The organism is Faecalicatena orotica, from assembly GCF_905197545.1.
Taxonomy (GTDB): Bacteria; Bacillota; Clostridia; order Lachnospirales; family Lachnospiraceae; genus Faecalicatena_A; species Faecalicatena_A orotica.
Window position 1 is genome coordinate 171,182 of sequence record NZ_CAJJZH010000004.1, and the last position, 13,817, is coordinate 184,998.

General features: G+C 45.0%; 11 protein-coding genes. 9 read left to right on the top strand and 2 right to left on the bottom strand.

Translation table 11 applies throughout. From position 1 onward, the window contains the following. Window positions 1-82 precede the first annotated feature (82 nt). The 9 genes from ABIN22_RS10275 to ABIN22_RS10315 all read left to right on the top strand — a co-directional run bounded on the left by ABIN22_RS10275 (window position 83) and on the right by ABIN22_RS10315 (window position 11,362). Entirely contained in the window at window positions 83-2,527 is a 2,445-nt protein-coding gene (locus ABIN22_RS10275; protein WP_109733008.1) for an ABC transporter ATP-binding protein, read from the top strand. Next, entirely contained in the window at window positions 2,520-4,367 is a 1,848-nt protein-coding gene (locus ABIN22_RS10280; RefSeq protein WP_118618159.1) for an ABC transporter ATP-binding protein, read from the top strand. Before ABIN22_RS10275 ends, ABIN22_RS10280 begins: the two co-directional genes overlap by 8 nt. A gap of 297 nt (window positions 4,368-4,664) precedes the next feature. Next, a complete protein-coding gene (locus ABIN22_RS10285; protein ID WP_346908406.1) occupies window positions 4,665-5,810 on the top strand; it encodes a GGDEF domain-containing protein in 1,146 nt (381 codons plus the stop codon). Beyond that, on the top strand, window positions 5,782-5,949 hold the full coding sequence (locus ABIN22_RS10290) for a hypothetical protein (RefSeq protein WP_346908408.1): 168 nt from the start codon (window positions 5,782-5,784) through the stop codon (window positions 5,947-5,949). Before ABIN22_RS10285 ends, ABIN22_RS10290 begins: the two co-directional genes overlap by 29 nt. Window positions 5,950-5,976: 27 nt before the next feature. Beyond that, a complete protein-coding gene (locus ABIN22_RS10295) occupies window positions 5,977-6,639 on the top strand; it encodes a response regulator transcription factor (RefSeq protein ID WP_346908410.1) in 663 nt (220 codons plus the stop codon). Window positions 6,640-6,642: 3 nt separating this feature from the next. Beyond that, a complete protein-coding gene (locus ABIN22_RS10300; protein ID WP_346908412.1) occupies window positions 6,643-8,244 on the top strand; it encodes a sensor histidine kinase in 1,602 nt (533 codons plus the stop codon). 41 nt (window positions 8,245-8,285) lie between these two features. Next, entirely contained in the window at window positions 8,286-9,179 is an 894-nt protein-coding gene (locus ABIN22_RS10305) for an ATP-binding cassette domain-containing protein (RefSeq protein WP_118618182.1), read from the top strand. After that, window positions 9,172-9,954, top strand: coding sequence for an ABC transporter permease (locus tag ABIN22_RS10310; RefSeq protein WP_346908414.1), 783 nt, complete (start codon window positions 9,172-9,174; stop codon window positions 9,952-9,954). The genes ABIN22_RS10305 and ABIN22_RS10310 overlap by 8 nt, the downstream gene beginning before the upstream one ends. Before the next feature lie 61 nt (window positions 9,955-10,015). Beyond that, complete coding sequence (locus tag ABIN22_RS10315) at window positions 10,016-11,362, top strand: alanine/glycine:cation symporter family protein (protein ID WP_346908795.1); 1,347 nt, start codon at window positions 10,016-10,018, stop codon at window positions 11,360-11,362. Here the strand turns inward: ABIN22_RS10315 and ABIN22_RS10320 are convergent. Continuing rightward, on the bottom strand, window positions 11,349-12,398 hold the full coding sequence (locus ABIN22_RS10320) for an Rpn family recombination-promoting nuclease/putative transposase (RefSeq protein ID WP_346908416.1): 1,050 nt from the start codon (window positions 12,396-12,398) through the stop codon (window positions 11,349-11,351). The genes ABIN22_RS10315 and ABIN22_RS10320 overlap by 14 nt on opposite strands. A 406-nt stretch (window positions 12,399-12,804) precedes the next feature. Continuing rightward, the gene (locus ABIN22_RS10325) at window positions 12,805-13,749 is read right to left on the bottom strand and encodes a helix-turn-helix transcriptional regulator (RefSeq protein WP_346908418.1); all 945 of its coding nucleotides are present in this window, start codon (window positions 13,747-13,749) and stop codon (window positions 12,805-12,807) included. Window positions 13,750-13,817: the final 68 nt, after the last annotated feature.

Genomic DNA, 13,817 nt, shown 5'->3' on the forward strand with positions numbered 1-13,817 from the left:
TAGAACAGGGCTTAGAATAATGAAGCACCCTACAGGCACTATCACGATGACATAAGACAAGAATGAAGAAAGGATAGGGATTATGAAGAAATTATTCAAGTATATGGGAATGTACTGGAAAGCAATGATTGCGATTCTGGCAGTTCTCGTTGTGCAGGCATATTGTGATCTTTCGCTTCCTGCATATACATCCGATATAGTAAATGTCGGAATCCAGCAGGGCGGTATTGACGAATCAATACCGGACGCGATTGCACAGAAGGATATGGATAAGCTGTTGCTGTTTGTAAGCAGTGATGATGCAGAGACGGTAAAGGATGCCTATGAACTGAAAGATAAGGATACAGGATATGATTACGACGGAGCTGTTTATGTACTGAAAGACAAGACAGCAGAAGACGAGAAGCTGATGGAAAAGCTGTCAGATATTCTCGGAAAGCCGATGCTTTTTGTGTCCGGGATAGATTCAGGCAGTGATACCACGAAGAAGATGGAAAATTCCATGAAGGAGAATATGAAATCTGCCATTCAGGAACAGGCTGACCAGAAGATGGAAGAGGCAAAGCAGCAGATGGCGGATGCCCAGAACCAGATGACGGATGAGCAGAAGGCTGCACTCGCTGCAAACCCTGAGTTAGCTGACCAGATGATGGAACAGCAGCAACAGGCGGCAGAACAGATGCAGAAGGAAGCGCAGGAAAAGATTGACGAACAGTTGAAAAAGATAGACAAAGCGGATATTTTTGAACTGTTTGAGCTCGTTCCGGATGAGCAGCGTGCCCAGATCGTTGACAAGATGAGTGAGCAGATGGACGACATGCCCGAAACAATGGTAGAACAGGCTGCTACGCTTTATATAAAGGAAGTATATGGGAACCTGAATATTGATACGGCCCATCTTCAGTCCTCCTATATATTGGGGACCGGTGGTAAGATGCTGGCACTGGCGCTGCTGGGGATGATAGCGAGTGTGCTTGTAGGATTTATGGCTTCCCGCGTCGGCGCGACAGCAGGGCGCGACTTGAGGGGCAGGGTATTCAGAAAAGTGGTAGGATTCTCCAATAATGAGTTTGACCATTTTTCAACAGCGTCTCTGATCACAAGAAGTACCAATGACATCCAGCAGATTCAGATGCTTGTTGTCATGCTGCTTCGAATGGTCTTGTATGCACCGATCATGGCAGTCGGAGGTATCTACAAGGTATTCCAGACGAATGTATCTATGTCATGGATTATCGGTCTGGCAGTCCTCCTGATTGGTCTGGTTATACTCGTACTCTTTACAGTTGCTATGCCGAAATTCAAGATATTACAGAAGCTGGTTGATAAACTGAATCTCGTAACAAGAGAAATCCTGACCGGTCTGTCTGTTATCCGTGCTTTCAGTACGGAGAAGCATGAAGAAGAACGGTTTGATAAAGCAAATATTGACCTGACAAAGACGAACCTGTTTGTTAACCGTGCCATGACATTCATGATGCCTGTTATGATGGTGATTATGAATGGAATCTCCGTGTTGATCGTCTGGACAGGTGCACATGGAATCAGTGACGGGCAGATGCAGGTAGGAGATATGATGGCATTTATCCAGTATACAATGCAGATCATCTTTAGTTTCCTGATGCTGTGCATGATTTCGATTATGCTCCCGAGGGCAGCCGTATCAGCAGAGCGTGTGGATGAAGTTCTGACAAGTAAGACAATGATCCATGATCCGAAGGAACCTGAAAAACTTCCGGATGACCTTGACGGAGTCCTGAAATTTGATCATGTATCCTTCCGCTATCCGGGAGCAAGCGAGGATGTACTTCGTAACATTACATTCGAGGCTCGTCCGGGTGAGACGACAGCCATAATAGGAAGTACCGGCAGCGGTAAGTCCACACTGGTCAATTTGATCCCGAGATTCTATGATGTAACGGAAGGTGAGATTACGCTTGACGGCATAGATATCCGCAATATTTCACAGCACGAACTGCGTGAGAAACTGGGGTATGTTCCTCAAAAGGGAGTTCTTTTCTCGGGAGATATCGCATCGAATATCATGTTTGGCAATCCGGATGGTTCAGACGCGGAGATGGAAGAGGCGGCAGAAATCGCCCAGGCAACAGAGTTTATCGACGCAAAACCGAAGAAGTATAACAGCACGATTGCCCAGGGCGGTTCCAACGTATCTGGCGGACAGAAGCAGAGACTTTCTATAGCAAGAGCAATTGCAAAGCATCCGAATCTCTTCATCTTTGATGACAGTTTTTCGGCTCTGGATTACAAGACAGATGTTTCTCTCAGAAGGGCATTGAAGGAAAAGACAGCAAACAGTACCGTACTCATTGTCGCACAGCGTATCAGTACGATCTTACATGCGGAACAGATTATCGTTCTGGATGACGGAGAAGTTGCCGGTATCGGTACCCACAGAGAACTGCTTAAGAAATGTGAGGTTTATCAGCAGATCGCGGCATCTCAGCTGTCAGAGGCAGAATTAAAAGAAGGTCTGGAAGGAAAGGAGGAGAGCAGCCATGAGTAAAAACACGAGAAGAGGCATGGGCGGACATGGTCCCGGCAGGGGAATGGTACCGGGAGAAAAGCCGAAGGATCTGAAAGGCACGATGAAAAAGTTACTCGGATACATGAAGGTTTATAAGTTCCAGCTGTTTTTCGTCCTTATATTTGCAGTCGGAGGTACAATTTTTAATATTGTAGGGCCGAAGATTTTAGGAAAAGCAACAACAGAAATATTCAACGGACTCGTTAGCAAGGTTTCCGGCGAAGGCGGGATGGATTTCGAAAAGATCGGAAGAATCCTTTTATTCACGCTGAGTCTTTATGTAATAAGTGCATTATTCTCATTTGTACAGGGCTACATTATGACAGGCATATCTCAGAAGATGACTTACCGCCTGAGAAGAGAAATCTCATTGAAGATCAACCGTATGCCGATGAATTACTTTGATACAAAGACACACGGGGAAGTCCTTTCACGTGTGACAAATGATATCGATACGCTGGGGCAGAGCCTGAACCAGAGTGCTACACAGATGATCACATCTGTTACAACAATCATAGGGGTCTTCATCATGATGCTGTCCATCAGCCCGCTGATGACAGTTGTGGCCCTGTTGATCCTGCCGATATCCATAGGACTGATATCCATCATTATGAAACGTTCGCAGAAATATTTCCGCGGACAGCAGGAATATCTGGGAAATGTAAACGGACAGGTGGAAGAGGTTTACGGCGGACATAACATTATCAAAGCATTTAATAAGGAAGAAGATGTTATAACCGAATTTGATGAGACGAATAATAAGCTGTACGATTCCGCATGGAAATCCCAGTTTATATCTGGTATGATGATGCCGATCATGCAGTTTGTCGGAAATCTGGGGTATGTCGTAGTTGCAATCCTGGGCGGATACCTCGTAATCAAGGATGCGATCGAAGTCGGTGATATCCAGTCCTTTATCCAGTATGTGCGTAACTTTACACAGCCGATCCAGCAGGTTGCACAGGTGGCAAATATGCTTCAGTCAACCGCAGCGGCTTCCGAGCGTGTATTTGAGTTCCTTGATGAAGACGAAGAGGACCAGACTGTTGAGAATGCAGTATCTGTTGAAGGGCTGAAAGGAAATGTGGAATTTGACCACGTACACTTCGGATATAACCCGGAGAAGATCATAATCAATGATTTCTCTGCAAAAGTAAAAGAGGGGCAGAAGATTGCAATTGTCGGGCCGACAGGAGCCGGAAAGACAACAATGATCAAGCTGCTTATGCGGTTCTATGACGTGAATTCCGGTGCAATCCTGATAGATGGTCATGATGTCAAGGATTTCAACAGAAGCGAGCTGAGGCAGATGTTTGGTATGGTGCTTCAGGACACATGGCTGTTCCACGGAAGTATTAAAGATAATATCCGCTACGGAAAACTGGATGCGACAGATGAAGAAGTTATAGAGGCAGCGAAAGCGGCACGTGTCCATCGTTTTGTCCAGACACTGCCGGGCGGTTATGATATGGAACTGAATGAAGAGGCGAGCAATGTATCTCAGGGACAGAAGCAGCTGCTTACAATCGCGAGGGCGATTCTGGCTGATCCAAAGATCCTGATCCTTGACGAGGCCACCAGTTCTGTTGATACGAGGACAGAGATCCAGATCCAGAAAGCAATGGATACCCTCATGAGAGGCAGAACAAGTTTTGTTATCGCACACAGACTTTCTACAATCAGGGATGCAGATATGATCCTTGTTATGAAAGACGGAGATATCGTAGAAATGGGTAACCATGACGAACTGATTGCGAAGAACGGGTTCTATGCGGACCTTTATAACTCGCAGTTTGAGAAAACAACAAGTATTGCTTAAGACAGGATGCCTGAAGAGATATGGATAAATAAGCCGGGAAATTTATTTCCGGCTTATTTTGTATGAAAACGGGAATGGAAAAAAGAAGTATATGCGAATGTCGATTTTTATTGTATAATGGTAACTGTTCAGTACAGGACTGTGCATTTACTGCACAGTCCGTACGAAAACGTGGAACAGCCAGAAGCAAGCCCCATCGCCAAAGGCGATTTTTATGGGCTTGCGGCGTAACTGTTCATAGTCCTGAACAGTTACGTATAATGTTTTTATTACTGAAGTTTAAAGGAGCCTGTGTAAATGTTTGATTTACTTGTAGTTATGAACGATATGATTGTGATCGTTTGTGACCTTCTTCTCTATACAATTATGTGTCCGTCAAGGGAGAACACCCGTGTGACGGTGATGTTTAAATATATAGGCTGTGTACTGATTGTGGCGGCATATTACGGGGCTGTATATATCCTGAAATTACCGGCAGCGGTTTCGTCAACGGTCTGCATGACAGTGCCTAGTTTCCTGTTGTTTTTGTATTATGCAAAATACAGGGACAGCCGGTTTGTGCTGACATTTTGTTTTATAGATACGATCTCCCTGATTGTTGCATTCATTGGCAGGCTGTTTGGCATTACTCTGAAGTATGGTGAAGTTTATGCGGTTATCATCATGCCGGTATTATTTGCAGTCATCCTCCGGTTTGCATTTAAATATGCGGATAAGTATAAAAAGCTTCTGGCGGAGGCTGATGCGGGATGGGGGCTGATGGCATGCTCCACGGCGTTGATCTATTTTGCCATGATTTTCTTTGCCGGGTATCCAAAACCGATGGTTGAGAGGGTCGAGTATTTCCCGGTGTGGTTAGTTTTTGCAGTTGTTGTTATATCCTGCTATGTTGTTTTTATTCATTCTATATTTAAGACTCAGAAAATCAGTGATCAGAAAAAGCGGCTCGAGCGTGAGAAGGAAGTATATCAGCTGGCGTACAATGACGGGCTTACTGGGCTGCATAACAGGGCCTCATATATGGAAAAGGTTAACGAACTGGAACGGAACCGAAGTCAGTTCCGCCAGATCGGGTTTGTCGTGGTTGATATTAATTGTTTTAAACAGGTGAATGACACAATGGGACACCACATGGGAGATCAGATTCTTATTTTTGTGGCGGACGCGTTAAGGGTGGCATTTAAGGGATATGAAAAATATATATTCAGAATGGGCGGCGATGAATTTTTTATTATTCTTCCAGATGAAGAGGAAGAGGAGCTCAAGAACCGCATATCCGGATTCCGCCGGTATCTGGAAGAAGAAAAGAATGCGGCTGGTTTAAAAATAACGGCAGCGGTCGGTTATGAGATTATTTTGACAGAGGAGAAGGAATCGCTGGAACATGCCTTTGTTCTGGCTGACAGGAAGATGTATGAAGATAAAAGAAGCTTTCGTTTCTAAGCGGCATGAGGAAGAAAGAGAAGGTTATAAACAAGAGGAATCTCCGGATGTACAGTCAGTAATGGCTGTGACCGGAGATTTTTTCATGAAAGGCAGTACCGTTAAAAATTCATTTGAAATTCATATGGTTCTGTTATAATAAATGAAACAACAGGAGGAGTACCATATGGGGAAGAGGATTTTATTTTTAGAGGATGAGCCGGTCATTCAGGATGTTCTGGCTGAATATATGAAGATGCAGGGATATGATGTGTATTCAGCGGCGGACGGGGCGGAAGCAGTGAAGGCTCTTACGGAAGATATATTTGATATGGCAGTTCTGGATATTATGGTTCCGAAAATCAGCGGTCTGGAAGTTCTGGATTTCATAAGGGACAAATATCCTGATATGGCTGTGATTATGCTGACAGCTCTCGGGGATGAACAGACACAGGTACGGGCGTTCAATGCGTATGCGGATGACTATGTGATCAAGCCGGTATCGCCGATTATCCTGTTGAAGCGCATGGAAACAATTTTCAGACGGGTGAAGCCTTCTGCCCGGACGGTGCGGGAGGGGTTATTCATCGATAAAGGTGCATATCAGGCCTGTTACAATGGGGAACCATTGGAATTGACGCTGAGTGAGTTTCTTTTGCTGGAGACCCTATATGATGAGCCGCGCAGAGTTTTTACAAGGGAGCAACTGATCCTGCATATTTTTAATGAAGATTACATCGGGAACGACAGGATTATCGATGCACATGTGAAGAACCTGAGGAAAAAACTGCCCCAGAACTTTATCAAGACCGTAATTGGGGTCGGGTACCAATTTAAACAGGAGGTGTAGCATATGAAGCTGTCAAAAAAGACATTTCTATACAGCATTGGGATTTCGGCGCTTCTTGTCAGCCTGATTGTCATTTATTTCGTAACGATGCTGCCGTCCCTGTATGTGGATTATATGAAGAAGCAGAACCTGAAGTCTGTGGTAGAAGTCGAGAAGGGATACATGAAGAATCACAGCTATAAGGGGCTTAAGGTTCAAAACCCGACGGGGGCGGCTACGCTGGAGATCCCACTTGAGGGGGACGAAATATACTTGGCCGGAAAGGCCTTTAAATTTACGGTGACTGTGCAGGACGAGCAGCTCAAAAAACTTCTGGGGCAGGTCCGTAACTGTTTCGGGAATATGAAAGATGTAGAAAAAGAGGACTTCGAGGCGATCGACTGGGAACTTTTGAAAAAAGGGTTCCAGAAGAGTGCCTTGCTGAATGAAACTGCACCGGTTGATGTGGAAGTACAGATTGATAAGGACACAGAAGTGTTCAAAGCGGACGACTCTGTTAAAATGCATATTATGGATAAAGATATTGTTGTTTTTGAAGGGGGAGCTTCGGATGAAGATAATCAGTATACGACTTATATTGCAATAGGCAGGAGCGGAAGTTCGCTCATTTTTTCCTTTCTGCCGGTGATGACTCCGCAGATGAAAGAAATTAAGCCGATTGTTATGGGGAGTATTCCGATGATAGCAGCGGTTTTGTTTTTGATTGTCATGCTTTGTTCCCAGTTCTTTTCCAGAAAGATTGTTAATCCGGTGGTCAGCCTTGCCCATTATGCAGAAGAAGTTAAGAACGCCGGGAGTCTGGAGGTGGAACCGTTCAAAATTACGGCGCGTGATGAGATTGGGGAGCTTGGCCGGACCCTGAACGAGCTATATGCAAAACTGAAAGAGAATTACGATGAGCTGGAAGAAAAGAATGAACGGCTGAAAAAAGAAAATAAGCGTCAGGAAGTCTTTTTAAGGGCATCTTCGCACCAGCTAAAAACACCGGTCACTGCGGCACTCCTGCTTGTGGACGGTATGATACAGGAGGTGGGTAAATATAAAGATACGAAGACTTATCTCCCTCAGGTGAAGGAACAACTGCAGTCGATGAGGAAAATCGTGGAGGATATTTTATATCTGAACCATTGTACGGAAAACCTTCATATAGAATCCGTGGATGTAGATGTTCTTCTAATGGAAGTGATGGGGGCTTACCGTATTCAGGCAGAGATGAAGAAGCTTCGTTTTGAGAAGGGTGGGACAACCCGGACTGTGCCAAGCGACAGGGAGCTTCTAAAGAAAATACTGGATAATCTGTTTTCCAATGCAGTAGCAAATACACCGGAAAATGGGCAGATACTTGTGGAGTCAGAGGCAGGTTCGGTGAGTATTGTGAATCAGGGGGCACACATAGATGAGACCCTGTTGCCGCACCTTTATGAACCTTTTGTGAGCGGCAGCGGGAAAGAAAGGGGAAAGGGGCTTGGACTGTATGTCAGTGCATATTACAGTGAAGTACTCGGCTGTAAACTGACCGTGGAAAATGTATCCGGCGGGGTAAGGGCAAAATTGAATTTCACATTCAAAGAAGACGCACAGCATCTTCATACAGACTTCATATGAAAGCGGTAAACTAAAGTTATCAAAAGGAGAGGAGAAAAGAAATGCTGGTGACAATTAAAAACCTGCAGGTATATTATGGCAGACAGCTGGCCCTTGAAATTGACCGTCCGCTTGAGATTAACAAAGGTGAGCGAATAGGCATTATCGGTTCCAATGGGGCGGGGAAATCTACATTTGTAAAGACCATGCTTGGCCTGACATCTTACAAAGGGAGGATTCAGACGGAGCTGAAGCCGGAACAGATGGCAGCCCATCTGCAGTTTAACGATTATGTATCCACCATGTCTGTGCGGCATGTTCTGGAAACACTGCTTGATACAAGTATCAGTAAAAACAGCCGTCTTCAGGAACTGATCACATATTTTGAATTTGAAGAGTGTCTAAAGAAACATTATAAATCCCTATCCGGAGGACAGAAGCAGCGGCTTACGATTATTATGGTCATGATGCAGGATGCACCGCTTACTTTTTATGATGAGGTGACTTCGGGTCTGGATTTCGAAACGAGACAGCGGCTGATGGAAAGGCTGCTGAAGTGGTATGAGGGAAAGAGTAATACACTCTGTATCGTATCTCATTATTATGAGGAACTGGAGCTTCTGGCAAATAAGCTGCTGATTCTGGATCAGGGGAAAGTGATTGATTATGGGGAAAAAGAAACTCTGTTCCGTAAATACTGTGGTAATTCCATCATTACTCTGGATGCAGGGGAAGAGCATGGGCGCCTGACAGAACCATACAGGAAATTGGAAGCACCTTCCCATCTGATTGCACTTGCATGCAGGGGAAAGACAGAGGAGGAAGATATTGCAAAACTGCTTATACGGAATAATGTTAACTTCAAACGAAGCAGCAGTGATATTGAGATTATGTCAATCAATGCGAAGAAAGCGTATTATCAGGGGTGCGGAAACGGAGGGGTGGACCATGACTAAAAAAAGATGCGGCAGAAGGCTGATTATGTATGAGATACGGAATGTGCTGGGGAATCCTTTTGTATATATGTTCGGAATCTTTTTCCCCATTCTGATGCTTTTTATTATCACAAAAGCGGTACAGGCAGATGTCCCGGAGAGTATGATCCCACAGGCGAATACGGCAGTATTTATCACTATGAGCCTGATCATTCCGATGGCAGTCGTATTGCTTGGATATTCCTCGAATTATTCGCAGGAACTGGAGAAGGAGATACCGCTGCGGATGCAGTTGTTTGGATTTTCACCGAATACGACGCTCCTGGCAAAGATTATCGCACAGTTTGCAGTGATGAGCATCGGACTTGTGCTGTATACGATTGTAGCTTACAGTACCCTTGAAATGGAGATACCAAGGCCGGGCGCAGCTCTGTGCCTGATCATCAGCCTGCTGCTGTTAAGCGGGATCTTTTTTGCGCTGGCCCACGGAGTTGCCACGATCCTGAAGAAGTTCGGCCCCACGTATGCGATTATGATGGCGGTTTACTTTGGGGTGATGGTACTGTGCGGGATGATGGGGGTTCAGGTAGAGGACCTGCCTGAAGCAGCACAAAAGGTGGCTGCGCTTTTCCCGATGAGTTATATCACCAGTGATTTCGCAGGCTTCTGGACAGAGGGGAACTACAACTTTACACCTCTGATACAGTCATTTCTGTTCTTTGGGGCTGTGTCCGGGATCATACTTCTGATAGCACTGCGCAGGGAACGAAGAGAAGTCACTGAAAAAAGGATGTAAAATTCTAAAGTGGAATAGGATGTCATATATATAGAATGATATGGAACAAACGGAGCATGACATGGAAGCTATTTCGCAGATTATGAAATCAATTTATGAGTACCTCTGGGGGATGCCGATGCTGGTTGTCCTGTTGGGTACTCATTTATATTTTACATTCCGCCTTGGGTTTATCCAGAGGAAGATACCGACGGGAATCCGTTTGAGTTTTTCCAAAAGTGAAGAAAGCAATGAGGGGATTTCTCCGTTTTCCGCACTGGCTACAGCACTGGCGGCAACCATCGGGACGGGAAATATTATCGGAATCTCTGCGGCAATCGCGATAGGCGGGCCGGGGGCCGTGTTCTGGTGCTGGGTAACCGGCGTGTTCGGGATTGCAACCTGTTACGCGGAATGTTTTTTGTCGGTGAAATACCGGGTGCAGAAACCGGATGGTTCATACAGCGGGGGACCAATGTACGTTATGGAACATGTTCTGCACCAGAAAAGTGCGGCAGTCATATTTGCAGTGAGTACAATACTGGCATCTCTGGGGATGGGAAGCAGCGTCCAGTCACATTCTATTTGTGCGGCAGTCACATCAAACTACGAGGTTTCCCCGCGCATCGTGGGGATCATTGCAGCCTTGCTGGCAGGAATTGTCATCCTGGGAGGGGCGAAGCAGGTCTCAAAGGTGTGTACATATCTGGTGCCTTTTATGAGCATTTTTTATCTGGGGGGATGTTTGCTGCTCTTATGGATAAACCGTGCGTATCTTGGTGAAACACTGGCGGTGATCATTGGATCAGCTTTCTCATCAAGATCTGTTGCCGGCGGGATTACAGGAACCGCCGTAATGATCGGTATGCGAACTGGGATTTCAAAGGGACTATTTACAAACGAGGCAGGACTGGGCTCGATTCCGATGGCTGCGGCTGCATCCAGAACAAGTTCGCCTGTAAAACAGGGGATTATCTCTATGACAGGGCCTTTCTGGGATACAGTTGTCATGTGTGCGATCACGGGAATTGCAATTGTCAGCAGTATGATAAAAGCTCCGGCAGTCTATGCCGGAGCGGGTGATGATGAACTGTGTTTTCTTGCTTTCGCGGGACTGCCCGCAGACGGCAGCATGATGCTGTCCGTCTCCCTTGTACTGTTTGCATTTGCAACGATCATTGGGTGGAGCTATTACGGGGAATGTGCGGTCCGCTATCTATGGGGAAGCAGAAGGCTTTTTACCTACAGGGTCGTCTACATAGCAGCCGTGTATTTCGGCGCCGTGATGTCGCTGGATCTGGTCTGGACTGTCTCGGACCTGTTCAATTCCTTTATGGCAATACCGAATATACTGTGTATCTGGATGCTCAGAAAAGTAGTGATTCATGAGACGCGTGCCGGGGCTAAAAAGTCATTCATGAAAACCTAGAAAAATATTCTTCCGCTTTTTCCCTTGTAAGGGAAAAGCGGTTTTGCAGTTTCATAAGAATCTTTTCTTTGTCATAGCCTTCCTCGCGGTAATCAAGGATAAATGCTTTAATGCCTTGCTCAATGCCTTGTTCGATACCCTGCTCGACACCCCGTTCGACACCCTGCGCAATCCCCTGCTTGATGCCCTGTTCGATTCCTTTTTCAATACCGGTTTTAATCCCCTCTTTAACACCATCCTGATATAAATCGTCTAATGCTTTACACATATCAATCCCTCCTGATTTTTGCTTAGCTTCGGGTAATTGCTGCCCTGATCCGAGCAGTACCCGTATTGCGTTATATGAATCTTCATTGATACTGCCGAAGTATTTCTTATTAGTCTGCATATATTCCTGCAGCCCTTCTTTACTTTTTCTATATTCTAACATGCCGAATACCAGCTGTAAATCCGTCTGAAAACATAAATCATGATTCAACCGCCTTGGATCAATCAAATTTATCCGGTAGTTGGGAATATATTTTTTCAATAGTTCATATTCCTTTGCGTTAAGACCTAACAGTCCATGCAGGTCCTGTGTTCCATCCCATTCTTTTTCGCCATAGTAAAAGACAACAGTGATAACGGGGGTGAGCTGGTCACTTTTCTTGAGGCCGGACAAAAATTCAGAGGAATTTTCCAATTCCTTGTTTTCTCTCCTGATTTTTCTAATCTGGCTGATTTGTTCAGTATAGTTCAATGCATCATACAGCATTCCCCGGACAGGCATGGCATAGTGGATTTCATCCTGGTTTTCACATGCAAGTACCACGATCCTTGTTCCGTCTTCTGCCATCATCATGATGTCACGGTATCTTTGAATACTGATATCTTCGCCGTTCGGTTTCCGTAAGATAAGGGTTTGTTCCGGGCTGCTTTCCTTTAAATGATTCGGCAGGAATACCTGTTTTCCCTGAAACAGGGAGCCATTGATTAAATCTGCAAACCGGTGCTTATCGGAGAGCCAGCGTTTCATATAAATATCATTTTTTCCCATATGTAATTTTCTCCTTGTCTACTGTTTATGTATATTTCAAAATGAAGTGATTGCTCCGAAGACAAGTTTATACTTTCAATAGACATCACCAGCCTTTATTGTTTGAATTTTTAAATGATTGTTGTTTGTCCGATGTTGAAACATGGATTGTTGGAATGATTCTTTCTTTAAGAAGGAAACCTTTGAAAATGGGGAATTCCCCTTTGATTAGATTCTAAGAATGTATGAAATACACCAGATCTTTTCAAGTACATATACTCTATCATAGATTACTGCCTGAAGCCATAAAATTTGTATGAATTTTGTGCCAAAATTTTGTGAAGTGCTGAACCATATGATGCTGGGGGCAAAAACTGATTTGCCCCCAAAAAAGTTTCCGGCTCAATGCCGGCTTGATCCTGTAAAATTATCTTGATTTTACGGCTGGGACAGCGAGTCTGGCACCTGTGGCAGCCTCGGCTCCGAGATTGAAACTCGGGGCAATGTCATAGGCGAACCGATAGCCGTAGACCTCGGGTTTGTATTTTTCTACCGCAGCATAGGTACTTTCGATTGCGGCGCAGAAATCGTTCTCATCTTCATAGGGCTCGCTCTGGAAATAGAGCATGGTACATTCCTGTAATTCTACGGTCAGATACCCTTCAGGCAGCGGCTTGTCGAATGTGAGTGGGACTTCTATCCCTGCGGCAGTCTTTGAGCAGCCTTCGGGGACTGCAAAATCTGGCAGTTCGACCAGTGCAGCAGGTTCGAATCTTTCCGGGATGCTGTTCAGCAGGCCCTCCCATTCACAGCCCATTTCTTCACAGTAGGAAAAATAATCTTCCGCCTTTACAGAGGGGAGGTAGATGAGCTTTCTTTTTGGCCTTTCTTTGGCTGTTACCATACATAAACTGATTTCCTGATTCATTTTTATTTCCTCCTTGCGTTTTTCATAGTCCAGCAGGGCATAGTAATGTTCAACCGGGTACTGTGTAAACAGAGGGACAGGGATCTGGGTACGCCTGTACTTCGAAGGGGTTACGTGGAACTTCTTATGAAAAGAACGGGTGAATCCTTCGTGTGTCTGAAAGTGGCTGTTGAGCGCAATCTCAAGGATACTGGTATCACTTTCTGACAGTTCTTTTACGCTTTGTGTCAGACAAACAGAGTGAATATAATCTTTCAGCGACATATCCAGATGATATCTGAAGAGTCTGTCCGCATGGCGCCGGGAGTAACCGGAGGCCTCACATACCTTTTCGAGACTGAAATCTTCATCCCCAAAGTGGGTGCCGATATACTCCTGCATCGTCTGGACTGCTTTCAGGGATGTGTTTTTTGTATACTGATTCTCTGCTTTATCTCTGTTCATTTACTGCACCTGCTTTGCTGTTTAGTATAGGGGAGGACGAAATGTATTTCTTGACATTTCTGGACAAT